General features: G+C 65.8%; 23 protein-coding genes. 15 read left to right on the top strand and 8 right to left on the bottom strand.

Going from position 1 to position 25715, the window contains the following annotated elements; genetic code table 11:
* The first annotated feature begins 54 nt into the window (after positions 1–54).
* From BLV07_RS06065 to poxB, 3 genes are all read left to right on the top strand, one after another.
* A complete protein-coding gene (locus BLV07_RS06065) occupies positions 55–969 on the top strand; it encodes a 2-dehydro-3-deoxygalactonokinase (protein WP_091881135.1) in 915 nt (304 codons plus the stop codon).
* 13 nt (positions 970–982) lie between these two features.
* Complete coding sequence (locus tag BLV07_RS06060; RefSeq protein ID WP_091881133.1) at positions 983–1615, top strand: 2-dehydro-3-deoxy-6-phosphogalactonate aldolase; 633 nt, start codon at positions 983–985, stop codon at positions 1613–1615.
* Positions 1616–1722: 107 nt separating this feature from the next.
* Positions 1723–3459 (top strand): ubiquinone-dependent pyruvate dehydrogenase, encoded by a 1737-nt coding sequence (poxB, locus tag BLV07_RS06055; protein WP_091881131.1) that lies wholly within the window; start codon positions 1723–1725, stop codon positions 3457–3459.
* Between the two features lie 211 nt (positions 3460–3670).
* On the opposite strand, the gene BLV07_RS06050 is transcribed toward poxB, so the two are convergent.
* Together BLV07_RS06050 and BLV07_RS06045 are read right to left on the bottom strand one after the other, a co-directional pair.
* Positions 3671–4036, bottom strand: coding sequence for a hypothetical protein (locus BLV07_RS06050; RefSeq protein WP_164934992.1), 366 nt, complete (start codon positions 4034–4036; stop codon positions 3671–3673).
* 67 nt (positions 4037–4103) lie between these two features.
* Positions 4104–5012, bottom strand: coding sequence for a PaaI family thioesterase (locus tag BLV07_RS06045; protein ID WP_091881129.1), 909 nt, complete (start codon positions 5010–5012; stop codon positions 4104–4106).
* Between the two features lie 141 nt (positions 5013–5153).
* Between BLV07_RS06045 and BLV07_RS47365 the strand changes: the two genes are divergently transcribed.
* Entirely contained in the window at positions 5154–5474 is a 321-nt protein-coding gene (locus BLV07_RS47365; RefSeq protein WP_164934991.1) for a hypothetical protein, read from the top strand.
* A gap of 39 nt (positions 5475–5513) precedes the next feature.
* Here the strand turns inward: BLV07_RS47365 and BLV07_RS06035 are convergent, their stop codons facing one another.
* Positions 5514–6983, bottom strand: a complete 1470-nt coding sequence (locus tag BLV07_RS06035) for an amidase (RefSeq protein WP_176945358.1) — start codon at positions 6981–6983, stop codon at positions 5514–5516.
* A gap of 639 nt (positions 6984–7622) precedes the next feature.
* Between BLV07_RS06035 and BLV07_RS06030 the strand changes: the two genes are divergently transcribed.
* From BLV07_RS06030 to BLV07_RS06015, 4 genes are all read left to right on the top strand, one after another.
* Complete coding sequence (locus BLV07_RS06030; protein WP_091881125.1) at positions 7623–9959, top strand: Tex family protein; 2337 nt, start codon at positions 7623–7625, stop codon at positions 9957–9959.
* Between the two features lie 321 nt (positions 9960–10280).
* A complete protein-coding gene (locus BLV07_RS06025; RefSeq protein WP_091881123.1) occupies positions 10281–10802 on the top strand; it encodes a hypothetical protein in 522 nt (173 codons plus the stop codon).
* A 103-nt stretch (positions 10803–10905) separates the two neighbouring features.
* Entirely contained in the window at positions 10906–11598 is a 693-nt protein-coding gene (locus tag BLV07_RS06020) for a response regulator transcription factor (RefSeq protein WP_091881121.1), read from the top strand.
* Positions 11585–12661: a sensor histidine kinase gene (locus BLV07_RS06015; RefSeq protein WP_091881119.1), complete on the top strand. Its 1077-nt coding sequence runs from the start codon at positions 11585–11587 to the stop codon at positions 12659–12661. The genes BLV07_RS06020 and BLV07_RS06015 overlap by 14 nt, the downstream gene beginning before the upstream one ends.
* A gap of 11 nt (positions 12662–12672) precedes the next feature.
* On the opposite strand, the gene BLV07_RS06010 is transcribed toward BLV07_RS06015, so the two are convergent.
* Both BLV07_RS06010 and BLV07_RS06005 read right to left on the bottom strand, forming a co-directional pair.
* Positions 12673–13044, bottom strand: a complete 372-nt coding sequence (locus BLV07_RS06010; protein WP_091881117.1) for a response regulator transcription factor — start codon at positions 13042–13044, stop codon at positions 12673–12675.
* A complete protein-coding gene (locus tag BLV07_RS06005; protein WP_091881115.1) occupies positions 13041–13907 on the bottom strand; it encodes a S1C family serine protease in 867 nt (288 codons plus the stop codon). The genes BLV07_RS06010 and BLV07_RS06005 overlap by 4 nt, the downstream gene beginning before the upstream one ends.
* Before the next feature lie 199 nt (positions 13908–14106).
* Here BLV07_RS06005 and BLV07_RS06000 point away from each other — a divergent pair, with 199 nt between their 5' ends.
* The 4 genes from BLV07_RS06000 (at position 14107) to BLV07_RS05985 (ending at position 19699) form a co-directional block, all read left to right on the top strand.
* Positions 14107–15072, top strand: coding sequence for a VOC family protein (locus tag BLV07_RS06000; protein ID WP_091881113.1), 966 nt, complete (start codon positions 14107–14109; stop codon positions 15070–15072).
* A 63-nt stretch (positions 15073–15135) separates the two neighbouring features.
* The gene (locus BLV07_RS05995) at positions 15136–16011 is read left to right on the top strand and encodes a dihydrodipicolinate synthase family protein (RefSeq protein ID WP_091881110.1); all 876 of its coding nucleotides are present in this window, start codon (positions 15136–15138) and stop codon (positions 16009–16011) included.
* A gap of 174 nt (positions 16012–16185) precedes the next feature.
* A complete protein-coding gene (locus BLV07_RS05990) occupies positions 16186–17271 on the top strand; it encodes a S1C family serine protease (protein WP_091881107.1) in 1086 nt (361 codons plus the stop codon).
* Positions 17272–17377: 106 nt separating this feature from the next.
* Entirely contained in the window at positions 17378–19699 is a 2322-nt protein-coding gene (locus tag BLV07_RS05985) for a xanthine dehydrogenase family protein molybdopterin-binding subunit (protein ID WP_091881105.1), read from the top strand.
* A 199-nt stretch (positions 19700–19898) separates the two neighbouring features.
* Here BLV07_RS05985 and BLV07_RS05980 read toward each other — a convergent pair whose 3' ends face one another.
* The 3 genes from BLV07_RS05980 to BLV07_RS05970 are packed head-to-tail and all read right to left on the bottom strand — an operon-like array spanning position 19899 to position 23115.
* Entirely contained in the window at positions 19899–21095 is a 1197-nt protein-coding gene (locus BLV07_RS05980; RefSeq protein ID WP_091881103.1) for an acyl-CoA dehydrogenase family protein, read from the bottom strand.
* Between the two features lie 15 nt (positions 21096–21110).
* The gene (locus BLV07_RS05975; RefSeq protein ID WP_091881101.1) at positions 21111–22259 is read right to left on the bottom strand and encodes an acyl-CoA dehydrogenase family protein; all 1149 of its coding nucleotides are present in this window, start codon (positions 22257–22259) and stop codon (positions 21111–21113) included.
* A 4-nt stretch (positions 22260–22263) separates the two neighbouring features.
* Positions 22264–23115 carry an enoyl-CoA hydratase gene (locus BLV07_RS05970; RefSeq protein ID WP_091881099.1) on the bottom strand — a complete coding sequence of 284 codons (852 nt, stop codon included), beginning with the start codon at positions 23113–23115 and terminating at the stop codon, positions 22264–22266.
* 142 nt (positions 23116–23257) lie between these two features.
* Between BLV07_RS05970 and BLV07_RS05965 the strand changes: the two genes are divergently transcribed.
* The 3 genes from BLV07_RS05965 to BLV07_RS05955 all read left to right on the top strand — a co-directional run bounded on the left by BLV07_RS05965 (position 23258) and on the right by BLV07_RS05955 (position 25417).
* Positions 23258–23860: a LemA family protein gene (locus BLV07_RS05965; protein WP_091881097.1), complete on the top strand. Its 603-nt coding sequence runs from the start codon at positions 23258–23260 to the stop codon at positions 23858–23860.
* Between the two features lie 138 nt (positions 23861–23998).
* Entirely contained in the window at positions 23999–24916 is a 918-nt protein-coding gene (locus BLV07_RS05960; RefSeq protein ID WP_244550975.1) for a TPM domain-containing protein, read from the top strand.
* Positions 24917–24919: 3 nt separating this feature from the next.
* A complete protein-coding gene (locus tag BLV07_RS05955) occupies positions 24920–25417 on the top strand; it encodes a TPM domain-containing protein (RefSeq protein WP_091881093.1) in 498 nt (165 codons plus the stop codon).
* The last annotated feature ends 298 nt before the right edge of the window (positions 25418–25715 follow it).

Genomic DNA, 25715 nt, shown 5'->3' with positions numbered 1-25715 from the left:
TGTCTCATTGTCGCGAGACTGCGTCTTGGCCGTGAGACGAGGACGAGAATTGAGATGACCGAACCCGCCTATGTCGCGGTGGACTGGGGCACCAGCAGCTTCCGGCTCTGGCTGATCGACCGTGCCGGCCAGGTGCTGGCGGAACGCCGCAGCGGCGAGGGCATGCTGGCTGCGGCCAAGACCGGTTTTCCCGCCGTGCTGCATTCGCATCTTGCGGCGGTCGAAGCTCCGGATCATCTGCCGGTTCTCGTCTGCGGCATGGCCGGCGCCAAAACGGGTTGGGTCGAGGCCGGTTATGTCGACACGCCGGCGCCACTCGCCGCCATCCTGAAACAGGCCGCGCTTGTGCCGGGCGAGGCGCGCGATATCCGCATCCTGCCGGGCATCGCGCAGCGCGATGCAAACGCGCCGGACGTCATGCGCGGCGAGGAGACGCAATTGCTCGGTGCGCTCGGCCTCGGTGCCGCCGGCGAGGCGCTGGTCTGCATGCCCGGCACGCATTCGAAATGGGTCCGCGTGAAGGATGGCACAGTCGAGCGATTTGCGACTTTCATGACCGGCGAACTCTTCAGCGTGGTGTCGCGCGAGACGATTTTGTCGCTTGCAGTTGCCGGCGCCGATGACGCCGAGGATGTCGCAAGCTTCAAGGCGGCGGTGATTGCAGCGTTCAAGACGCCGGCCTTTGCCGCCAATCTTCTGTTCACCGCGCGGTCGCGGCAGCTCTTGTTCGGCGGCACGCCGGCCGCAGCGCGCGAAGCGCTGTCGGGCACGTTGATCGGCGTCGAGCTGGCGGCAGGGCTCTCCGGTACCGTGCCGAAAGCAGGCGTCATGTTGCTGGCATCGGGTCGCCTTGCAACGCTATACCGGCTGGCTTTCGACGCACTGTCGGTCACCGTGCAGCCGATCGATGCCGATGAAGCCGTCCGCCGCGGTCTGTCGATGGCGGCTGCGGCGATCTGGACGAAATAGAAGGACTCTTGAGATGAGCGTTCCCTTTCCGCCGATGAAGCGTCCGCTGGTCGCGATCCTGCGCGGCGTCAAGCCCGAGGAGGCCGAGGCGATCGTCGGCGTGCTGATCGAGGCCGGCATGACCGCGATCGAGATCCCGCTGAACTCGCCCGATCCGTTCCGCTCGATCGGCACCGCCGTGAAGCTCGCGCCGGCCGGCGTGCTGATCGGCGCCGGCACGGTGCTGACGGCTCAGGATGTCGATCGTCTCAACGACGTCGGCGGCAAGCTCATGGTTTCGCCGAATGTCGATACCGCGGTGCTGGCGCGTGCGCACCAGCACGGCATGGTGACGATGCCGGGCGTGTTCTCGCCGACCGAGGCACTGCTGGCGGCTCGCTCCGGCGCCTCAAGCCTGAAGTTCTTTCCAGCGAGCGTGCTCGGCGCGTCCGGCATTGCCGCGATCCGCGCCGTGCTGCCGGTCGGCGTGATGATCGCCGCCGTCGGCGGTGTCTCCGATCAGAATTTTGCCGAGTATATCAAGGGCGGCGTGACGGCGTTCGGGCTCGGCTCCAGCCTGTACAAGCCCGGCATGTCGACCGCCGATGTCGCGGCGCGCGCGAAGGCGACGATCGCAGCCTACGATCGGGCGATTGTGAAAGATTGAGCCGGAACAGATACGCCGCAATCGTGTCATAGCTTATTGTGCCTCACGGCATCGCAATCGATGCCTGCACATCATGTGCATGTGATTGGCTGAAGCAGGAGACCGACATGGCGATCAACAATGTGGCCGATCTGTTCGTGGCAACGCTCGAACAGGCCGGCGTCAAGCGCATCTACGGCATCGTCGGCGACAGCCTGAACGCATTTACCGAGGCGCTGCGCCGTCGCGGCACCATCGAGTGGATCCATGTCCGGCACGAAGAGGTTGCGGCGTTCGCCGCCGCCGGCGAAGCCGAGATGACGGGCAGCCTTGCGGTGTGTGCCGGATCCTGCGGCCCCGGCAATCTGCATCTGATCAACGGCCTGTTCGACGCACATCGCAGCCGCGTTCCTGTGCTCGCAATCGCGGCGCAGATCCCCTCAGCCGAGATCGGCGGCGGCTATTTCCAGGAAACGCATCCGCAAAACCTGTTCCGCGAGTGCAGCCATTATTGCGAGTTGGTCTCCGACCCGAGCCAGCTTCCTTACGTGCTGGAGAATGCGATCCGTGCGGCGGTGGGCCTGCGCGGTGTCGCCGTCGTCGCCATGCCCGGCGATGTTGCTTTCCGCAGCCCGCCGAAGCGCGCGCTGTCGACGACGCGCGGGCTCGCGCTGGCAGCGCCGAAGGTCGTACCGCAGGCCGATGAGCTGAAGGCGCTCGCGGATCTGCTGAACGGTGCCGAACGCATCACCTTGTTCTGCGGCCGTGGCTGCGCCGGCGCGCACGCGCCGCTGATGCAGCTTGCGGAGACCCTGAAGAGCCCGATCGTGCATGCCCTCGGCGGCAAGGAGCATGTCGAACACGACAACCCCTACGACGTCGGCATGACCGGCTTCATCGGCTTCTCCTCGGGTTATGCGGCGATGCACGCCTGCGACGCGCTGGTGATGCTCGGCACAGATTTCCCCTACAAGCAGTTCTTCCCGACCGACTGCCAGATCGCGCAGATCGACATCAGGCCGGAAAATCTGGGACGGCGCTGCAAGATCGATCTCGGCCTCGTCGGCGACGCCAAGCTCACCATCGAGGCGCTGCTGCCGCTGCTCAAGACCAAGACGCAGCGCAAGCATCTCGACGATGCCGTCGCGCACTACAAGAAGGCCCGTGAGGGACTCGATTCGCTCGCCAAGGGTTCGCCGGGAGCCAAGCCGATCCATCCGCAATATCTGGCAAAAGTCATCAGCGACCATGCGACCGACGACGCCGTGTTCACGGCCGATGTCGGCACGCCCACGGTGTGGGCCGCGCGCTATCTCGACATGAACGGCCGCCGCCGGCTGATCGGCTCCTTCGTGCACGGCTCGATGGCCAACGCCATGCCGCAGGCGATCGGCGCGCAGGCTGCACAGCCCGGCCGCCAGGTGATCTCGCTGTCGGGCGACGGCGGCTTCACCATGCTGATGGGCGACCTGATCACGGTGACGCAGATGAAGCTGCCGGTGAAGGTGATCGTGTTCAACAACGGCGTGCTCGGCTTCGTCGCGCTGGAGATGAAGGCCGCTGGCTTCGTCGACACCAATGTCGATCTGGAGAACCCTGATTTCGCCGCGATGGCGCGTGCGATGGGCGTCTTTGCGAAGCGCGTCGAGGATCCGGGCGAACTCCCGGGCGCGATGAAGGAGGTGTTGGCTCATAATGGGCCGGCGCTGCTCGACGTCGTCACCGCCAAGCAGGAGCTGTCGATGCCGCCGACCATTACGACCGAGCAAATCAAGGGCTTTAGTCTGTGGGTGCTGCGCGCCGTGATGAACGGCCGCGGCGACGAGGTGCTCGACCTCGCGAAGACGAACCTGCTGCCGCGCTGAAGTGCGGCGAAGTTGGGTGAGCAAGTGCGAGCCACGAACGCGGTTCACCTCCCCCGAAGGGAGAGGTCGGATCGCATCGAAAGATGCGATCCGGGTGAGGGGTTACAGTCTCACCGTTTGCTGCGGCCCCTCACCCGGATTGCACTGGACGATGCTCCGCATCGCCGCGCGCAATCCGACCTCTCCCCGTCGGGGAGAGGTGGGAATCGCGCTAGCCCCGCTTCATCGAGGGCGCGGGCATCCGCTCGTGGCGGCGCTGGAAGCGCTGCCAGTGCAGCACGATGCCGATCAGCAGCGCCGGCACGAAGCCGAGCATGATCAGGAAATGCGGCAACTCCTTCGGCGAGATGAAGGCGATCGCGATGTCCGAGATCAGCCAGAGCGCCGCGAACATCACCGCAAAATCCGTGCGCGGGCAGCGCAGGTAGTAGAACACAGCGGTGACGACGATGGCGGGCCCGATCGCAATGGCGATCATCACCGCCGTCAGTTCCTTCGGCGTCAACGCGTCGAGCACCATCGATGCCAGCAGCCAGAGTGCGGCGAACATGGCGATGATGTCGAGCGGGTGCCGCAAATCAATACCTCTCGCCGGGAACGCGCTATCGTTGTGTCCTGCGCTCCGCCCGTCAAGTAAAATACGCCTATTCCTCGTCACTTCCAGGCGTCGGCCGCAGCATGAAATGACCGAAAGCGGTCGCGATCGGCTTGTTCGCATCGTCCTGCCAGGCCCGCGCCTCGAAGGCAACGATGCGGCGGCCCTGCTTCACGATCGAGACGTTGGCAAAGGTGTCGAGCGCACGGCCGGAGCGCAGATAGTTGACGGTGAGGCCGATCGGTTTGGGTGGCGCGGCGGTGCCGAGCTCGCGCGCCACCCCGACGATCGCGGTGGTCTCCAGGAAAGCGTCGGTCATGCCGCCATGGATCGCGGGCAGGATCGGATTGCCGATGATCTTCGGCGAGAACGGCATCGTCAGCGTGCCGTCGTCGTTGACGCGAATGCCGAGGCAGCGCGCGAACGGGCTATTTGCGAACGGACCATCCGGATCCTCCGGCGCCTCCAGCGTCGGGATGCTGCACGCATCCATCCGGCGGTCGGCGAGCATGTTGGTGCGGTTGGCGCCGATCATGAAGCAGGCCGTCGCGGTCGCGACCGGATCGTCCTCGGACTCCTGATAGGCGGTGGAGCGAACGAAGGCGATCGAGCGCGTAGTGCGATAGCAGACCGAATGCGCCTTGATGTCGAGGCCCGGCGTCGCCGGCTTCTGATAGTCGATACGCAGGTCGAGCGTCGCGATCGCGCGCGTGCCGTCGAGCGCGAGCTGCACCGCCATGCCGCAGCTCTCGTCCAGCATCGCGGTGACGACGCCACCGTGCAACACGCCAGTCTCGGTGTCGCCGACGAAGACGGGACGGTAGGGCAGGCTGGACCAGGCCTCGGCGGGCGCGAAGCGGTCGAGCTGGAGGCCGCTGATATGGCCGTAGTCGGAGCGCCGGCCCTGGATCGCCTCGGCGAGTTCCTCGAAGGGGAGCGTGGTAGGTAGAGTGGACATGATGACGTTCTAGACCAGCGCCGGGCGCCGCGCAAAACCCCGAATAGGCGTCGCAGATCTGCCTCGGGCGGTTTGGCCTCGACAGGGCGGGCCGAAGCGACGATGGTGGGTGCTTCGTTCGACTAGCCGTAAGGAGCGCCCATGACCGACCCCGAAACGCCCTCGACCGCCCAGGGGCCCGTCACCATTTCGACCTCCAGCTCGGAGCGGGCGCCGATCATCTATTTCGACGGCGCCTCCTGCTTCGGTCACCACAATGGTGCGATCCAGATCGAGCTCGCCGCGAACCTCCTGATGCCGGTCGGCGCCGCCGTCAGGGTCGACGTGGTCCAGACCGCGCACCTGCGTTGCAGCGTGGCCGCCGCGCTGGCGCTGCGCGAAGCGCTCGACAAGGCGCTGGCGATGTACAAGCAGGGGCAGCAGCAGCCACCGACGGAAGAGATCCCCGCGGTGAAGAATTGAGGCCGAAGCGCGATCGCCTGTCAGCGCAATCGCAGCTTCTCAGCCCACATGCACCTTCGGCTTCTTGCCGCCGTTCCACTTGCCGTCGAGCGCGCGCTCGATCTGGGCAGCGAGTTGCAGCAAGAGGCCGTCCTTGGCCTGCTTCGCGATCGCCTGGATGCCGAGCGGCAGGCCGTGCTCGTGGGTCGCCATCGGCAGCGAGATCGCCGGCATGCCGCAGAGATTGGCGAGCGGCGTGAAGGCGAAATTGCGCCAGAGATTGCCGAACCAGTCGAGCACATCGGGATTATCGGAGATCGTGAGATATTCCTTGGTGCCGACCTTCGGCGTCGGCAGCGCGGTGACCGGCGTCAGGATCACGTCCCACTGCTCGAAGAAGGCGCCGAAGCCGCGCGAGGTCGTGTTGAACACGCCTTGCATCTTCGCGCGCTCGGCGAAGCTCGTGTGCCGGCCGGCTTCCCAGATGCGGATGTTCATGGGCTCGATCAGATCTTCCGGCGGCGTCGTTAGCCCGCGCGCGGCGAGCATGTTGGAGATCACTACTGCAAAGTTCGAGATGTAGCAGGTGGTCTGCGCCGCGAACGCAGCGCGGAAGTCGAGTTCGGGCAGGGTATAGTCGACGTGATGGCCGAGGCCTTCGAGGAAGCGGCCCGTCTTCTCCAGCTCAGCTGCGATGTGCGGCGTCGCAGTGTAGTCGCCCCAGGTGTGCGACAGCGCGATCCGGAGCTTGCCGGGATCGCGCTTGATCATCTCGCAATAGGGCTGCGCCGTGGTCCAGAACGGCATGAACTCGCCGGGCGCCGGTCCCCTTGCGTGGTCGACGAAGGCGGCGGTGTCGCGCACCGAGCGCGACTGGCAGCCCTGGATCGAGACGAGGCCAGTGAGATCGGACATGTGCGGGGCGAGCGAGAACACCCCGCGCGATACTTTCAATCCGATATTGCCGTTGACGCCGGCGGGAATGCGGATCGAACCGCCGCCGTCGGTCGCATGCGCGATCGGCACCACGCCGGCCGCGACCATCGCGGCACTGCCGGCCGACGAGCCGCAGGTGGTGTAGTCGGTATTCCAGGGATTGCGCGTGACATAGACGGCGGGATTGTCGGCCGAGCTGCACACGCCGAATTCCGGCGTCGTGGTGCGTCCGATCAGGTTGAGGCCAGCATGGCGGAATTTGCCGGTCAGGAACGTGTCGGCGGCCGCCCGATTGCCGCGCATCAGGAGAGAGCCCATCTCCTGGAGCCGGCCCTTCATGGTCGGTCCCAGATCCTTCATCAGGAAGGGCAGGCCTGCGAACGGGCCGGAGAGGTTGGCCCCGTCCTTGGCGGGATCGGCGATCACATCATCGAACAGCTCGACCACGCCCGACAGCGCCGGATTGACCTTGGCGACGCCCGCCGCGGCCTGCCGCGCCAGTTCCTTCGCCGTCAGCTCGCCGTTGCGGACGCGGGCGGCCAGCGCCACGCCGTCGTGCTGCGCCCATTCACTCCAGCTCATCGGCAAAGTCATGTACTCAAAATCCCCTTGATGCGGCGTCACCTTCCTTTCGCAAGGAACCGCGTGAATCAACCGAGCTGGCGCGAGGGGCAGGGTTGCGTGGGGCGGAGAGGTCGGGGACGCGGAGCTGCCGGCTGTATCAATCCGACAGTCGCGCGATCGCTGCAACCGGCCCGCCGCCGGACACCGTAGCCCGCGGGCTCAATGGAGCATGTCCCTCGCTCCGTCATTGCGAGCCACCGGGTCCGCGCGAAGCGCGGCCCGATGACAGGCTCCGCGAAGCAATCCAGAGTCTCCCCGCGGTGGGATTCTGGATTGCTTCGTCGCATCAGCGCAAAATTGCTCTGCAATTTTGTCGCGAGCTCCTCGCAATGACGGCGTGGAGAGAGCGGGCGCCGCACTCCGCTCTCGTGCCCCGGACGCAGCGCCGCGTCTTCGACGATGCGCTGCAGCGCGTCCGGGACACGAGAGCACAGCACGAACACGTCGTCCTCCCCACGATTGTGGCGATATCGCATCGGTTCAACAAAAAATCCTCTGTCGACGGCCATCCGCCGCACCTTGATGAATCAACCCCGGCTGGTCCATAAGCGGCGTCCCGTGGCCGGTGGTTCGCCCCTGCGTCGCGTGCTTGGATAGAGGGAATCTCGCGTGGCAAATATCAACCAGAAGATTGCGCAGGAGCTTGGGGTTCGCGCCGAGCAGGTCGAGGCGGCGGTGACGCTGCTCGACGGCGGCGCCACGGTTCCCTTCATCGCCCGCTACCGCAAGGAAGCGACCGGTGCGCTCGACGACGCGCAATTGCGCACCCTGGAGGAGCGCCTGGTTTACCTGCGTGAGCTCGAAGACCGCCGCAAGGCCATCCTCGAATCGGTCCGCGAGCAGGGCAAGCTCGACGCGGCTCTCGAAGCCAGCATTCTCGCCGCCGACAGCAAGGCACGCCTCGAAGACATCTATCTGCCGTTCAAGCCGAAGCGCCGCACCAAGGCCGAGATCGCCAAGGAAGCCGGACTCGAGCCGCTCGCCACTCAGCTGATGGCGGAGCCTGGCAACGATCCCAAGGTCGTGGCCGAAGCCTTCATCAACGCCGAGAAGGGCGTTGCCGATGCCGCTGCCGCACTCGACGGCGCCCGCGCCATCCTGGTCGAGCGCTTCGACGAGGACGCCGACCTAATCGGCGCGCTGCGCGAGGAGATGTGGACCAATGCGCGCATGGCCTCCAAGGTGCGCGACGGCAAGAAGACCGAGGGCGAGAAGTTCGGCGATTATTTCGATTTCTCCGAGCCGCTGACGAAGCTGCCCTCGCACCGCATCCTCGCGATGTTCCGCGGCGAGAAGGAAGAGATCCTCGATCTGCAGATACAGGCCGAGGCCGAAGCGCCGCCGCCGGGCGTGCCGAGCGCCTATGAGTTGAAGATCATGAAGCGGTTCGGCATTGCCGATCTCAAGCGCGCCGGCGACCGCTGGCTGATCGACACCGTGCGCTGGGCCTGGCGTACAAAAATCCAGGTCCATCTCAACATCGACCTGCGCATGCGGCTGTGGAACTCGGCCGAGACCGAGGCCGTGCGTGTGTTCGCCTCCAATCTGCGCGATCTCTTGCTGGCGGCGCCCGCCGGCACCCGCGTCACCATGGGGCTCGATCCCGGCTACCGCACCGGTGTCAAGGTCGCCGTGATCGATGCCACCGGCAAGGTGGTCGACACCACCGCGATCTATCCGCACGAGCCGCAGCGGCAATGGAACGAGTCGCTGGCGACCCTTGGCAGGCTTGCGCTGAAGCACCGCGTCGAGCTGATCGCGATCGGCAACGGCACCGCCTCGCGCGAGACCGACAAGCTCGCGGCCGACCTCGTCAAGGGTCTCCCCGAACTGAAGATGACCAAGATCGTGGTGTCGGAAGCCGGCGCGTCGGTCTATTCGGCCTCGGCTTTCGCCTCGGAGGAATTGCCGGGCCTCGACGTCACCCTGCGCGGCGCGGTCTCGATCGCGCGGCGGCTCCAGGATCCGCTCGCCGAGCTGGTCAAGATCGAGCCCAAGGCCATCGGCGTCGGCCAGTATCAGCACGACCTCGGCCAGGCCAAGCTCGCAAAATCGCTCGATGCCGTCGTGGAAGACTGCGTGAATGCCGTCGGCGTCGACGTCAACACCGCCTCCGCGCCGCTGCTGGCGCGCGTATCCGGCGTGGGCGCAGGCCTTGCGCAAAGCATTGTAGCGCACCGCGACGCCAACGGCCCGTTCAAGTCGCGCAAGGCGCTCAAGGACGTGCCGAGACTCGGGCCGAAGGCATTCGAGCAGTGCGCGGGCTTCCTGCGCATCCTCGGCGGCGAGGATCCGCTCGACGCCTCCGGCGTGCATCCGGAAGCCTATCCGGTGGTGCGCCGGATTCTCGCGGCAACCAAGAGCGACATCAAGGCGCTGATCGGCAGCAGCGAGATCGTGCGCACGCTCAAGCCGAAGGATTTCGTCGACGAGACCTTCGGTCTGCCGACCGTCACCGACATCCTGCGCGAACTCGAAAAGCCCGGCCGCGACCCGCGCCCGGCGTTCAAGGCCGCAGTCTTCAAGGAAGGCGTTGAGGAGATCAAGGATCTCAAGAAAGGCATGATCCTCGAGGGCACCGTGACCAACGTCGCCGCCTTCGGCGCCTTCGTCGACATTGGCGTGCACCAGGATGGCCTCGTGCACATCTCGGCAATGTCGAAGAATTACATCAAGGATCCGCGCGAGGTGGTGAAGCCCGGCGACATCGTCAAGGTGAAGGTGCTGGACTTCGAGGTCGCTCGCAAGCGCATCTCGCTGACGCTGCGGCTGGATGACGAGGTTGGCGCCAAGAAGGACGCGCCCGGCATGCAGCGCGACAACAATTCGCGCAACAGCGCACGCATGACCTCGTCGGCCCCGCGCAAGCAGGAATCCTCCGGCGGCGGCGCGCTTGCGGAGGCGTTGCGGCGTGCAGCCGAGAAGAGCGGCGGCAAGCGGATGTGACCTCTTAACCTCTCCCCGCCCTTTGCGGGGAGAGGTCGGATCGCGTCAGCGATCCGGGTGAGGGGCAGGGCACTATGGTGCCGAGACGGGAATCCATCCGACTCGTCGGATATCGGGCTCATAACTCAAATCGAATTTGCCGAAGCACCCCTCACCCCTCCCTCTCCCGTAAGAACGGGGAGAGGGAGTGACAGAGCGCCGCCTCCCTGACACCCGCGTCAGAATCTGGCGCATTTGTAAGTTGATGGGGACAGCGCATTCGCTTCTCCTGATCCTCCTCGTGCAGCGGGACTAGCGCTGCACTGCAAGGAGGATCTTCCGATGAAGAACAGGCTTCTCACAGGGCTCGTCGCAGCGGCAGTTGCTGCGACGCTGGCGGCTGCGGCGCCCGCTCTCGCGCGCGGTGGTTTTGGCGGTGTCGGCCACGGCGGCTTTGGCGGCGGGCATTTCGGTGGTGGCGGCATGCACGCCGGCGGCATGGGCGGTGGCATGCATGTCGGCGGTATGGGCGGCGGCATGCGAGTGGGCGGCATGGGCGGAGCTCATTTCGGTGGCGCCCGCTTCGCCGGTTCCCCGATGGCCGCTCACGCGGCGATCGGGCCGCGCTTTGCCGGTGCGCCGCTCGCGACCCGCGCCGCCTTCGGCCCGCGGTTTGCCGGCACGGGCTGGCACGGCAGGCATTTCGTTGGCCGGCATGCTTTCTTCTTCCGGCATCATCGCTTCCACCGCTTCGCCTTCATTGGCGCGCCGTTCGTCTATGCCAACTATTACAACGACGGCTGCTGGCGCAGGAGCTGGACGCCCTATGGGTGGCAATGGGTCAATGTGTGCGGAGACTATTGATAGTCGCATCGCCGTACCGCACCATTGTCGCGGTCGCCACCGGGCAGTTCCGCTCAGCCCCGGGACGGGATAGTCTGGTGGCGATCGTCGCGCGGAGTTCGTCATGACCGGAGGTCACCGCCGCATCCTGGTCGTCGAGGACGATCCGGAAACCGCAGGCCAACTCGTCGAGGAACTGACGACCTCCGGTTACGAGGTCGATCTCGCAGCTAACGGGCGCGAGGCCCTGAGCCATGGCGCCGCGCGCGATTATGCCGTGATCACGATCGACCGCATGCTGCCCGATATCGACGGCATCACCGTGATGCGGCAGCTGCGCGACGACGGCATTGCCGCGCCGTTCCTGATCATCTCCGCGCTCGGCGAGGTGGATGATCGCGTGCGTGGCCTGCGCGCCGGCGGCGACGATTATCTCGTCAAGCCGTTCTCGTTCGTCGAGCTGCTCGCACGGCTGGAGGCGCTCGGCCGCCGCAGCGAGACCATTGCCAAGGAAACGCTGATTCGGGTCGGCGATCTCGCCATCGATCTGATCGCGCGCAGTGCCAGCCGCCGCGGCCGCAAGATCCCGCTGCTGCCGCGCGAGTTTCAACTGCTCGAATATCTCGTCCGTAACGAAGGCCGCGTCGTCTCCCGCGCAATGCTGCTCCAGCACGTCTGGGACCTGCATTTCGATCCCTCCACCAACATCATCGACGTCTATGTCGGACGGGTCCGCCGCAAAGTCGACGATGCCCAGGACTATCCGCTAATCCACACCATCCGCGGCATCGGATATTGCCTCCGTGCTCCTGGCTAAGACGCTCCGCTCCTCGACCTTCCGTCTGGCGCTGATCGCGATCGCGGCGTTCGGGCTGATCGTCGCGGCCATCATGGCGTATGTCTATTTCGGCACGCTCGCCTATGTGAAGAGTAGGCTCGGCACCGTCGGCGATCATGACGGCTTCACCGGCATGATCGAGCTCGCGATGGCCGCGGTCGCCGTGCTGCTTCTGGTGCTCGCCGGGCTCGCGGCGGTGCTGGTGACACGGCGCACGGTCGGGCGGATCGAGCAGATCAACGCCACCAGCCGCGCCATCATGCTCGCCGGCCTCGACCAGCGCATTCCCTTGCGCGGCAGCAACGACGAATGGGACCGCGTCGCGGAAAACCTCAACCAGATGCTCGACCGCATCGAGACGCTGATGGGCGAAGTCAAGCAGGTCAGCGACAACGTCGCCCACGATCTGCGCACTCCCCTGACGCGCATGCGTGGCCGGCTGGAGAAGGCCTATCACGCCCCGCGCAACAGCGAGGCGGACGCGGCGCTGATCGGCGACACCATCGCCGATCTCGACGCCGTGCTCGGCATGTTCGCCTCCATCACGCGGATCTCGGAGATCGAAACCCGCGCCCGCACCGGCGCTTTCCGTGCGCTCGACCTCGCCGAGATCGCCGGTGAGGTCGTTGAGCTCTACGATGCCGCGGCCGAGCAGGTTGCTACAAAGCTCAGCCTCGCCAGCGACCGCGAGGTGCCGGTGACCGGCGACCGCGACCTCTTGTTCGATGCCATCGCCAATCTCGTCGACAACGCGATCAAGCACGGCCGCAAAGGCGGGCAAGTGACCGTCACCTGCCGCAGCGCCGATGGCTGCGCGGTGATCGCGATCGCCGACGACGGTCCGGGCATTCCCACCGAGGAGCGCGATCACGTGTTCAAGCGCTTCTACCGACTCGAACAGAGCCGCTATACGCCGGGCAATGGCCTCGGCCTCAGCCTCGTCGCTGCGGTCGCGCGTCTCCATGGCGCCGAGATCGCGCTGCATGACAATGTGCCGGGCCTCACCGTCCGGCTCAGCTTCAAGGCGGCATCAGCGATGTGAATCGGACGGCATCAGAGCTCGATCACGCCGCGGCGCGCCGCATGCGCGACCGCGTCGGTGCGGCCGGTGGCGTCCAGCTTGTCGAGCAGCGAGCCGACATGGAATTTCACGGTGTGCACGGAGATACCGAGCTGGCGCGCGATCATCTTGTTTGAGGATCCCTCGGCCATCAGCGCCAGCACGTCGAGCTCGCGCTGAGTCAGCGCGATGTCGCCGGGCATGATGCGCGGATCGCGGGCGACAACCGTCGCCGCGGCGGCTTCGCCAGGCGCGGCGAGGCGAAGTCCGGCGACGTTGCCGAGCAGCTTGGCGAGGCGATCGGCGAGGGCAGGGTCGTCGATCTCCAGGGCGAGCACGATCTCCGGCGCGTTGTCCTCGCTCACGCCTCCGCCCTCTCGCCGATCGTGACCTTGAAGCTGACCGGTTCGCCACCGCGGCGCGCGGCGACATCGACGACCGTGCCGACGCTCGCCGGACCCAGTGTTCGCGACAGCGCGCGCACGCCGGACAATTTCTGGTCGTTGACCGCCACGATCACGTCGCCCTGGCGGATGCCGGCCGCGGCCGAAGGCCCGGCCTTGTCGACATTCATCACCATCGCGCCGATCCCGTCGTCGAGCTGCACTGGCTGGAGCCCGAGACCAAGATAGCCGCGCGCGATGCGGCCGCGCGTCTCGAGCTGGGGCGCGACGCGCTCGATCGTCGCCGTCGGGATCACCAGCACCCGCCGCGGTCCGAGCACGGCCATGCCGAAGGCGTCACCCGATGCATCGAGCGCAAGGCCACCCTGCTGGCTACCGCGCAGGCGGACGTCGAGCTCGATCCGCGCATCGATGTCGCCGCCGCGCAGGCTGCGCCAACTCTTGCCCGACGTCGATACCATCCCGAGCGCCGCACTCGGCGTATCGCGGTTGGTTGCGACGACGATCGACAGCGTTCCTAGCGCAGGGACCGTTGTGGTCAGCTTGACCGGGGCAATGGCGGCCTCAGTGCGCAGTAGCGCGATGTCTGTCGTATGGTCGCGGCCGGCGACCGTGGCGGCCACTCGGCTGCCGTCGGGAAGCCCGATCTCGACCGCGCCCTCGTCGGCCAGGGCCTCGTCGGCGGTGACGATCAGACCAGGCTTCCAGACAAAGCCGGTCGCGCGGGAGCGATGCGAATGCACGGAGAGGACGGACGGCGCGGTGCGCGCCACCACGTCCGCGAGCGCGGACGACAGGGAAAACAGAGGAGTGGGGTCGGTCATGGCAGGCTCCTATAGCTGTCCTCAATCTGGGACGTCACAGGCATTTGCGAAACTGGCCGGGTGGCCAGGACATATGGGACGGCCGGGCCTCAGCAGCGCCGGCCGACGAACATGTGATTGGGAGCCGCTCACGGGAACGTGTAGCAATCGGCCTGACATTGCGCCGTACAGCCTCAACCATTTCCGCGAGCCCTGACTGATGACCCTCGATCTCACCCGCCGCATCCTGCTTCAACTTGCCGGCGCGACCTCGCTCGCAATGGCGGCCGCAGCCGCGGCGCGCGCCGAGGGGAATGCACAGGACGGCGGGCCGACCTATGCCAGCCGCACGCCGATGCGGGTCGGCATGGTGACGCTCCGGGTCAGGAACCTCGACAAGGTCGCTGACTATTACCGCGATGTGATCGGGCTCACCGTGATGGAGCGCTCGGCGGCTGGCGCGAAGCTCGGCACGGCCGGCATCACACTGCTGGTCCTGGAAGCCCGTCCCGAAGCAGCCATCGAGCCGCGCAACGCCGCCGGCCTCTACCACACCGCCTTCCTGATGCCGACGCGGAAGGATCTGGCGCGCTGGCTGGTAGCAGCCGCCGCGCATCGCGTGCCGCTGTCGGGCTTTGCCGATCACCTCGTCAGCGAATCCGTCTATCTCGACGACCCCGAAGGCAACGGCATCGAGGTCTATGCCGACCGCGATCCCTCGCAATGGCAATGGAGCGAGGGCAGCGTGAAGATGGCGACCGACGAGCTCAACATCCCCGATCTCTTGTCGCTGACCAACACGCGCGTGGCCGATTATGCCAGAGCGCCGGACGGAATGCGTATCGGTCACATGCATCTGCGCGTCGGCGATCTCGCGCAGGCCGAGAGCTTCTATCATGCCACCATCGGCCTCGACCCGACCCGCCGCCGCAACGGCGCCGCGTTCCTGTCGTCCGGCCGTTATCATCATCACCTCGGCATGAACGTCTGGCAGAGCCAGGGCGCGGGCCAACGTGACGATCAGGCGACGCGTCTCGCCTGGTTCTCGCTGGTCATGGAAAAGCAGGAACTGCTTGCCGCACAGGAGGAGCGCCTGCGCAAGAGCGGCGCGCAGGTCACAGCGCTCGGGAGCGGCCTGGAAGCCGTCGATCCCTGGGGCACGCGGGTGCGGCTTCTCAGGGTTTGATCGCGGCTACGTGCGTTGGTAATACCGGTCTGGCGTAAACCAGCTTCCGGGGTACACTCCGACATGGCCGATTTCCACGGCGTCTTTCCTTATCTCGTCTCGCCCGTCGACGCCGATGGCACGGTGCGCAGCGAAGTTCTCAGCACGCTCTGCGACGATCTGATCGGCGCCGGCGTGCACGGCCTGACGCCGCTGGGCTCGACCGGCGAGTTCGCCTATCTCAACGCCGCACAGCGCATGGCGATCGTGCAGACCACGATCGAGGCGGCCAACGGCCGCGTGCCTGTTGTCGCGGGTGTCGCCTCCACCTCGACGGTGGATGCGGTGGCGCAGGCGAAAGCGTACCAGAAGCTCGGTGCCGACGGCATCCTGGCGATTTTGGAAGCCTACTTCCCGCTCGCCGATGCGCAGGTCGAATCCTATTTCCGCGCCATCGCCGATGCCGTGGACATCCCCGTCGTCATCTACACCAATCCGCAATTCCAGCGCTCCGATCTCACCCTCGATGTCATCCCGCGCCTCGCCGCGCATCCGCGCATCGGCTACATCAAGGACGCCTCGACCAACACCGGCCGTCTGCTCTCGATCATGAACCGCTGCGGCGATGGCTTGCGGGTGTTCTCGGCCTCCGCCCACATTCCGGCCGCGGTGATGCTGATCGGCGGCCGCGGCTGGATGGCGGGCCCAGCCTGCATCATCCCGCGCCAGAGCGTTGCGCTTTACGACCTCTGCAAGGCCGGCCGCTGGGACGAGGCTATAGTGCTGCAGCGCCGGCTGTGGCGGATCAACGAGGCCTTCGCCCGCTTCAATCTCGCCGCCTGCATCAAGGCGGGGCTTTCGATCCAGGGCTACGACGTTGGCGATCCCGTCCCGCCTCAGGCCGCGCTGACGGCCGAGCAGCGCAGGATCGTGGAAGCTGCGTTGCGGGAGTTGGCATAGCCGATTGTCACGCGGCAATATGTCCTTGGACGCCCTGCCGAAAGCAAAGCCGTTCCCTATCTGCCTTGGTCAGGAAACTTCCCGCCGCTTGCGACGTTGCCGCGTGAGCGAGGTCCGCCATCTCATGCATGTGCATTCCGAACACTGCTTTCAGCACACACCGCGGTGATCGCCATGAATCGTCGATACGGAATTGCCGCGGCAGCTCTTGCCGCTCTGCTGCTCGTAATTACTGCTGCGAAAATCCAACATGCGCCATGGACCACTCCCACCGCGCGAGCCGTCGAGCAGCGCGGGCCGCTGTCCGAGGCCGAAACGGCCACGATCGACATCTTCGAGCGCGTGTCTCCTTCGGTTGTCCAGGTGGCGGCGAGATCGGCGGCCAATCCTCTCATGGGTGAGGAAGGCCAGGGCGGCGCTTCCGGCACGGGATTCGTCTGGGACCGCGAGGGTCACCTCGTGACGAACAATCATGTCGTGGCCAATGGCGGCGAGATCGCCGTGCGCTTTGCGTCGGGAGAGGTGGCCCAGGTGGACCTTATCGGCACGGCCCCCAATTACGATCTTGCGGTCCTGCGAATCCGGAGCGTGCGCGAACTCCCTCCGCCGGTGGCGCTCGGCAGTTCGAGCGACCTGAAGGTCGGACAATCCGCCTTTGCGATCGGCAATCCCTTCGGGCTCGATCAATCGATGACCAGCGGCATCATCAGTGCCCTCAAGCGCAGGCTTCCGACCCATGGCGGCCGGGAGATTGCCAATGTGATCCAGACTGATGCCGCGATCAATCCAGGCAATTCAGGCGGGCCGCTGCTGGATTCCGCAGGCCGCCTGATTGGTGTCACGACGGCGATCATCTCACCGTCCGGATCGAACGCCGGCATCGGGTTCGCGGTGCCGGTCGATGTCGTGAACCGGATTGTCCCTGAGCTCATCCGCAACGGCCGCGTGCCAACGCCCGGCATCGGCATCGTCGCCGCCAGCGAGGATGTTTCGACGCGGCTTGGCGTCGAAGGGGTGATCGTGGTGCGGACGGCCCCCGGCAGCCCTGCCGAACGGGCAGGGATTCGCGGTGTCAACTTATCGACTGGAGCGGTCGGAGACATCATCACCGCAGTCGAAGGCAAGCCGGTGCGGCGCCTCGCCGACTTGTCCGATGCGCTGGAGCAGGCTGGGGCCGGGAAGACCGTCCGCCTCACTGTCAAGCGCGGCTCGGACAGCCGCGACGTGAATGTGGGCATCATCGACATCGAGCGTTCCTGACCCCCGCAAAAGGGGGCGTGGCACATGTGCCGCGGCTCGGTTGTATCGACTGCAAAATCGGCTAAAACCGCCGCGGTCGTTTTCCGGATTTCAAGGACATAGCGGAATGAACATTCTTCCCGGCAATTTGCGTTTCGGAGCGGGCCAGCCCGTCAAGCGTTTGGAAGACCAGCGGCTGCTCACCGGGAAGGGGCAATTCATCGACGACAAGCCGGAGGACGGCGCGCTGTGGTTGCATGTGCTGCGCTCGCCGCATGCGCACGCGAAGATCGTCTCGATCGACACCAGCGCCGCGGCGTCCATGCCCGGCGTCACCTCGATCTACACCGGCGCGGACCTCGTCAAGGACGACATCGGTGGCATTCCGACGCTCAACATCTTCAAGCGTCCCGACGGCAAGCCGATGACGGTGCCGCCGCGCCGGCTGCTCGCCCATGAAGTCGTGCGCTATGCCGGCGAAGCGGTCGCCGCAGTGGTGGCCGCCTCGCGCACTGAGGCGCAGAGCGCGGCCGAAGCGATCGTGGTCGAATACGACGTGCAGCCTGCGGTGGTCGACCCGGTCGAGGCGGTCAAACCTGGTGCGCCCGTGGTGTGGCCGGAGGCGCCCGACAACATCGTCGGCGCGATGGCTTACGGCGATGCGTCCAAGGTGGACGAGGCTTTTGCCAAGGCCGCGCATACCGTCGAGCTCGATCTCGTCAGCCAGCGCCTCGTTCCTTCCGCGATGGAGCCGCGCTCGACCATTGCCGAGATCGACAAGAAGACCGGCCGCCTGCTGCTGCACGTGCAGTCGCAAACGCCGGCCTCGACCCGCGACGTGCTGGCGGAAGCCGTGCTGAAGCGTCCCAAGGACAGCGTGCGCGTGCTGGTCGGCGACATCGGTGGCGGCTTTGGCCAGAAGACCAACCTCTATCCCGAAGATGGCCTCGTCGCCTATGCCGCGACCAAGTTGAACCGGAAGATCCGCTGGCGCGGCGATCGCACCGACGAGTTCGTCGGCGGCACCCACGGCCGCGACCTCACCTCCACCGCCTCCTTCGCGCTCGACGAGAAGGGCAAGGTGCTGGCCTATCGCGTCAAGTCGATCGGCTGCACCGGCGCCTATTCCTCGGGGGCGGCCAACATCATCCCGCTGGTGCTCGGGCCGTTCGTGCAGACCGGCGTCTACGATCTGCCGCTGGTGCATTTCGAGGTGCAGTCGGTGATGACGCACACCGCGCCGGTCGGCGCCTATCGCGGCGCGGGCCGACCCGAAGCCGTTTTCATCGTCGAGCGCCTGTTCGACGCGGCTGCGCGCAAGATCGGCATGGATCCGCGCGCGATCCGCAAAGCCAACTACATCAAGCCGGCGCAGCTGCCCTACACGAACGCGGCGGGCCAGGTTTACGATTCCGGCGCCTTCGCGCATATGCTCGATCGCGCCGTGAAGCTCGCCGACTGGGACGGCTTTGCTGCGCGCAAGAAGGCGGCGAAGAAGAAGGGCCTGCTCTACGGCCGCGGTCTCACCTCCTATATCGAATGGACCGGCGGGCGTGCGCATACCGAGAAGGTCAGCCTGCACGCGACCTCGCAGGGCCGCGTCGTCCTGCATTCCGGCACCATGGCGATGGGGCAGGGATTGCAGACCACCTACACCCAGATGATCTCGGATACGCTCGGTGTCCCCATGGACAAGATCGACGTGGTTCAGGGCGACACTGATCTGGCGATGGGCTTTGGCAGCGTCGGCTCGCGCTCACTGTTCGTCGGCGGCACCGCCGTGGCAGTCTCCTCCAACGACCTGATCGAGAAGGCGCGCGAGAAGGCGGCGAACGCGCTGGAGACCTCGGTCGAGGACATCGAATATCAGGGCGGCATGCTCACTGTGGTCGGCACCGACCGCCGCATCAGCCTGTTCGATCTCGCCGAGAAGGAGAGCGGCGCCAGGCTAAGCGTCGATTCCGAGGGGGAGGTGGATGGTCCGAGCTGGCCCAACGGCACGCATATCTGCGAGGTCGAGATCGACCCCGAGACGGGCGTCTCCAAGGTCGTGCGCTACACCACCGTCGACGACGTCGGTATCGCCGTGAACCCGATGCTGGTGACGGGCCAGATCCATGGCGGCGTTGCGCAAGGCATCGGCCAGGCGCTGTATGAGGGTGTGTCCTATGATCCCGACGGCCAGCTCCTCACCGCGAGCTACCAGGACTACTGCATTCCGCGCGCCGACGACGTGCCGCCGATCGTGGTGACGCTGGACGATTCCGCGCCCTGCCGCACCAATCCGCTCGGCGCCAAGGGTTGCGGCGAATCCGGTGCCATCGGCGGCCCGCCCTGCGTCACCAATGGCGTGATGGACGCGCTGGCCGAGCTCGGCATCACTCAGCTGAATACGCCGCTGACGCCGCAGAAGATCTGGCAGGCGATCCGCGACGCAAAGGCGGGGTAGGAGTTCTCCGTCGCTGCCCCAAACTCAGCTTGTCGTCCCGGCGAAGGCCGGGACCCATAACCACCGAGTCAAATTTGGTGAATGCTGGTGGTTATCAGCTTCGCACCACAGCTTCTCCCCGGAGTATGGGTCCCGGCCCCCGTGCGCAATTGCGCACTAGGCCGGGACGACAGCGGAGAATGCAGCGCCAGCTCGAGCCTCAAATCCCCAGCATCATCTTCGCGATGATGTCGCGCTGGATCTCGGAGGTGCCGCCGAAGATCGTATAGGCGCGGCCGTTGAGATATTCCGGCATCACCGTCAGCATCTCCTCCGGGATCGCCGGCTCGTGGTTGAGCTTGTAGAGCGGGCGCATCGGCTCGACGGCGAGCGCGTCGTGGCCGATCACGTCGGCCCCGAGCCGCGTCACGGCTTGGCGGATTTCGCTGTTGCGCAGCTTCAGGATCGACGACACCGCGCCGGGATTTTGCCCGGTCTGCAGCGCCGAGAGCACGCGCAGCTCGGTCATCTCCAGCGCATCGATGTCGACCTCGACCTCCGAGATGCGCGTCGCGATATCGGGACTGTCGATCGCGCGGCCCGTGAGGTCGGACCCGGCGAGATCAGCAATTGCCTTCAAGCCCTCGCGCAGTTTTGCCGAGGCGATGCCCGAGCCGCGCTCGAACTCGAGCAGATATTTGCCGTAGGTCCAGCCCTTGCCTTCCTCGCCGACGCGGTTGGCGACGGGCACGCGCAAGTCGTCGAAGAACACCTGGTTGACCTCGTGGTCACCGCCGATGGTAAGGATCGGGCGCGTGGTGATGCCCGGCGTCTTCATGTCGATCAGGATGAAGCTGATGCCGTCCTGCTGCCGCGGGCCGTCGCTGGTGCGCACCAGCGCGAACATGCGGTTGGCGTGATGCGCATGCGTGGTCCAGATTTTCGTACCGTTGATGATGTAATCGTCGCCGTCGCGCACCGCGCGCGTCTTCAGCGACGAGAGGTCGGAGCCGGAGCCCGGCTCGGAATAACCCTGGCACCAATAGTCCTCGCCGGAGAGAATCCGCGGCAGATAAAAATTCTTTTGCTCGGGGCTGCCGAAACCGATGATGACGGGCCCGACCATCTTCACGCCCATCACGTTGACGTTGGGCACGCCGGCGCGCGCGCATTCGGTCTCGAAAATCCAGCGCTGCGCCGGTGTCCAGTTCGGCCCGCCATGCTCGACCGGCCAGCCCGGCGCGCCCCAACCCTGGCGGTGCAGCGTACGCTGCCAGGCCATGCCGATGTCGGGGTCGGAGAACACCGAAGGCGTCAGCGCGGTCGCGCGCTTCATCTCGTCAGTGAGATTCTTCGCGATGAAGTTGCGCACTTCGTCCTGGAAGGCGCGCTCCTCGGCATTGAACGACAGGTCCATGAGGCTCTCCCAGTGTCAGGCCGGCGCTTTGGTGCGGCCCAGCGCGGCGTGGCGGGCATAGTGGTGCGCGCTGCCGCCGAACAGCGTGCCGAAGGCCACGAGGCGCTTGAAGTAGGCGCCGACCTCGAGCTCCTCGGTGACGCCCATGCCGCCGTGGAGCTGGATCGACTGCTCGCCGACGAAGCGCGCACACTTGCCGATCTTCGCCTTCGCACCCGAGGCGGCCCGCGCGCGTTCAACGGGATCGGCGTCGGCTTTCAGCGCAGCGCGCAGCGCCATCGAGCGGGATTCGTCGACCTGCATCGCCATGTCGGCGAGGCGGTGGCGGATCACCTGGTTGGCCGAGAGCGGACGGCCGAACTGTTTTCGAATCTTGGTGTACTCCAGCGTGGTGTCGAGCAGCGTCTGCATGGTGCCGACAGCTTCCGCACCGAGCGCGGCCATGGCGCGGTCGATGGCCCATTCGATGGCGGGTAGCGCGTCGTGACCGTCGCCGAGCAGAGCGTCTTCAGGTAGATGCACGTCGCACAGCTCGATGTTGCAGGCGCGTCCGCCGCCAAGGCGCTGATAGTCGCTGATCGCAATGCTCGGCGTCGTCGCCGGCACCAGGAACAGGCCGATCCGTCCCGAAGGTCCCCGATGATCGTGAACATGCGCGGAGACGATGATCTCGTCCGCAGCATGGCCGTCGAGGACGGCGATCTTGCTGCCGGAAAGGCGCCAGCCCTGCGCCGTTTTGTCCGCGACCGTCGCGACCTTGGCGAGATCGAACCGTGCGGCGCGCTCGGAATGCGCCAATGCGAGCTTCAGTGATCCGTCCGTCACCTTGGGCAGGCTCGCTTGCTTCTGCTCCGTAGTGCCGCATCTAGCGATCAGCGCGGCTCCCAGCACCACGGTTGCGACATAGGGCTCCGACACCAGCCCGCGGCCAAAAGCTTCCATCAGGATGCCGACATCGACCGCGCCGCCGCCGAGCCCACCAAATTCCTCCGCGATCGGCAGGGACAGCCAGCCGAGCTCGGCGAACTGTTTCCACACCAAAGGGCTGAAGCCGAGCGGATCGTTCGCCATCTTGCGGCGATGATCGGCATCGTAGCTTTCGGCCACGAACCGCTCCGCGCTCTCGCGCAGCAACTTTTGCTCGTCACTGAGATTGAGGTCCATGGGGCTACTCCGCCACTGGCGGCTTGCGCACGGAGGGATGCAGGCCGGAGGGATCGACGATCATGCCGAACTCCTGGAGATTATGGGCGTGGCAGAGCTGATGCAGCGCAAAGGCCTGGTCGATCGCGGCGGGCTGGCCCATAACGTCCACCGAGCGGTTCACCGCCTCCTTGGTCAGCTTCAGCGCAAAGGACGGTTTTGTCGCGATCCGCCGCGCTAGCGCCAGCACACTTGATGACAGCTCCGCGCGCGCCACGACCTGGTTGACCATACCCAGCTGATGCGCCTCCTGGGCGCTCCAGCTGTCGGCGGTGAACAGGAATTCCTTGGCCTTGCGCGGGCCGAGCTCCCAGGGATGCACGAACCATTCGACCCCGCAGACGCCCATGGTGACGACGGGGTCGCAGAACTGCGCATCGTCGCTGGCGACGATGAGGTCGCAGGCCCAGGCCAGCATCAGCCCACCGGCGATGCACTTGCCGTGCACCTCGGCAATGGTCGGTTTTGCCAGATTGCGCCAGCGCCGGGTGATCTGGAGATAAATTTCCTGCTCGCGCGCGAAGCGGCCATGGGCATTGGGCTCGGCAAAACCGCCCCAATTTCCAATCGGCGGAAAATCGACGCCCGCGGCATTCTTAGCCCCGGGACGCAGGTCATGCCCGGCCGAAAAGTGCGGACCGTTGCCGGCGAGGATGATGACCTTGACCGCATCGTCCTGCACCGCCGCATCGAAGGCGGCGTTGAGGTCGTAGGTCATTTGCAGGTTTTGCGCGTTGCGCGCCTCGGGCCGGTTCATCACGATCCGGGCAATCGCCGGCTCCGGTCGCTCCACGAGGATGGTCTCGAACGAGCTCATCGCTTTCCCCTGGCGTTTCCGTTCTTGTTTTGCCCGAGTTGACTATGTGGGCGAGGGATAGGCAAGAGGCTTGCGTCGGTCGGCTGCTTTTCTCACGCGCTTAATCTGGTAGTTTGCACCAGATTCCACCGGGAGAAATTTGATGCGCAAGATCCTCACCGTGCTGGCGGCGCTGGCCTCGCTGAGCCTGACCAATTGCGGCTACAACGCGATCCAGAGCGAGGATCAGCAGATCAAGGCCAATTGGTCCGAGGTCGTGAACCAGTATCAGCGCCGTGCCGATCTCGTGCCCAATCTGGTCAATTCGGTGAAGGGCTTTGCCCAGCAGGAGAAGGACGTGCTGCTCGGCGTCACCAATGCCCGCGCCAAGGTCGGCAGCATCCAGGCAACGCCGGAGGTGCTGAACGATCCCGCCGCCTTCCAGAAATTCCAGGCCGCCCAAAGCGAGCTCACCAGCGCGCTGTCGCGGCTCCTCGTCGTCACCGAGAACTATCCGCAGCTCAAATCGGATGCGCTGTTCAAGGACCTGATGTCGCAGCTCGAGGGCACCGAGAACCGCATCACGGTGGCGCGAAACCGCTACATCAAGGCGGTGCAGGAGTACAACGTCACCGTCCGATCGTTCCCGACGAACCTCACCGCGATGGCGTTTGGCTACAAGGAGAAGCCGAACTTCTCGGTCGAGAACGAGAAAGAAATCTCGACCGCGCCGAAGGTGGACTTCAACCCGGCGCCATCGAAGTAAGCACGCGCCGTTTTGCAAATGCCCTTACCCCCACCCACCGCCGTCATTCCCCGCGAGGGCGGGGAATCCAGTACGCCGCGGCTTCACCGTAGTCCTCTGGCGTCTCTGGAATACTGGATCGCCCGGTCAAGCCGGGCGATGACAGCGAGGTTTTGGCGCGCCCGTTCTGCCTTCTTACAGCGCGGCGTTCTCCTGCTCATCCTGTGTCTCGCCTTCGCGCTCCCAGCCTCGGCCGACGTCGCCGTGCCGGAGCTCACCGGCCGCGTGGTCGACCAGACCGGCACGCTCTCCGGCGGCGACATCGCCGCGCTGTCGCAAAAGCTGCGCGATTTCGAGAACCGTAAGGGCAGCCAGGTCGCCGTCTTGATCGTGCCGACGACACAGCCGGAGACGATCGAGCAGTTCTCGATCCGCGTTGCCGACGCCTGGAAGATCGGGCGCAGGAAGGTCGATGACGGCGCGATCCTGATCGTCGCCAAGAACGACCGGCATTTGCGCATCGAGGTCGGCTATGGGCTCGAAGGCGCGCTCACCGACGTCACGTCGCGGCGGATCATCGATGAAGTCATCACACCGAAATTCAGGACGGGCGATTTCAGCGGCGGAATCTCGGATGGTGTCGATCGCATGATCCGGGTCATCGACGGCGAGCCGCTGCCGGTTCCCTCGCCGACCGTCAGCTTCGGCCATCTGGACGACCTCGCGCCGGTCTTCATCGTGACGCTGTTCGCCTCGATCGGGATCGGCGGGTTCTTCCGGGCCATGCTGGGGCGGTTGCTTGGATCATTGGCGACCGGTGGCATCATCGCCGCGCTGACTTGGCTCATTCTTGGCTCTCTTGCGCTTGCGATCGGTCTCGGCGTGCTCGGCTTCATCATCGGATTCATCGCCGATCTGTTTTCGGCGATGGGGCCAAGCACGCGATCGTCGCGCGGCGGTTCGTGGTCGAGCGGATCATCGGGAGGCGGCTGGAGCAGCGGCTCATCGAGCGACAGCGGCAGCTTCAGCGGCGGCGGGGGCAGTTTTGGCGGCGGCGGCGCCTCGGGGAGCTGGTAGGTCATGAGCATGAAGCGCATTGCCAGACACCTCGTGCAGCATCATTGGCGGGCAAAGCAGATCTTTCCGCAAGCCGTGCTCGACCGCATCGAGCAGGCGATCAAGCGGGGCGAAGCCACCCACTCCGGGCAGGTCCGCTTCGTGGTCGAAGGCGCGCTCGACGGCCGCCCGCTGTTCCGCAACCAGCCGGCGCGGGCGCGAGCGCTCGATGTGTTCTCGCATCTGCGCATCTGGGACACCGCGCACAACAACGGCGTCCTCATCTATCTCCTGCTCGCCGACCGTGACGTCGAGATCGTGGCCGACCGCGGCATCGACGCGAAGGTTGGCGCGGAAGGCTGGGAAAAGATTTGCCGGGCGATGGAGACGGAGTTCAGGTCGGGCCAGTTCGAACGCGGCGTGATCGCCGGCATCGAGGCCGTGTCGCGCGAGCTGGCGCGGCATTTCCCGCTGCAAGGACCGCGTTCGAACGAGCTGCCGGATGCGCCGGTGCTGATGTGACGGACTGTGATGTGGACGAGGTAGCCGCCGCGCGCTCCGTCATTGCGAGGAGCTCGCGATAAAATTGCGGAGCAATTTTGCGCTGATGCGACGAAGCAATCCAGAGTCTTTCCGCGGAAAGATTCTGGATTGCTTCGCTGCGCTCGCAATGACAACTGGAGACAGCGCCGCCGACTCTCTCACCGTCACCCTCGCGCAACGGCGAAGCCGTTATCGCTGGAGGCGCGAGCGCAGCGAGCTTCGAAGGGCGACGGCCCGGCCGTTGCGCGGCCGTTCATCTTGCCTCGATTACAATTTG

The organism is Bradyrhizobium sp. Rc2d, assembly GCF_900099855.1.
Classification (GTDB): domain Bacteria; phylum Pseudomonadota; class Alphaproteobacteria; order Rhizobiales; family Xanthobacteraceae; genus Bradyrhizobium.
This window is presented reverse-complemented; position numbering and strand designations above follow the sequence as displayed.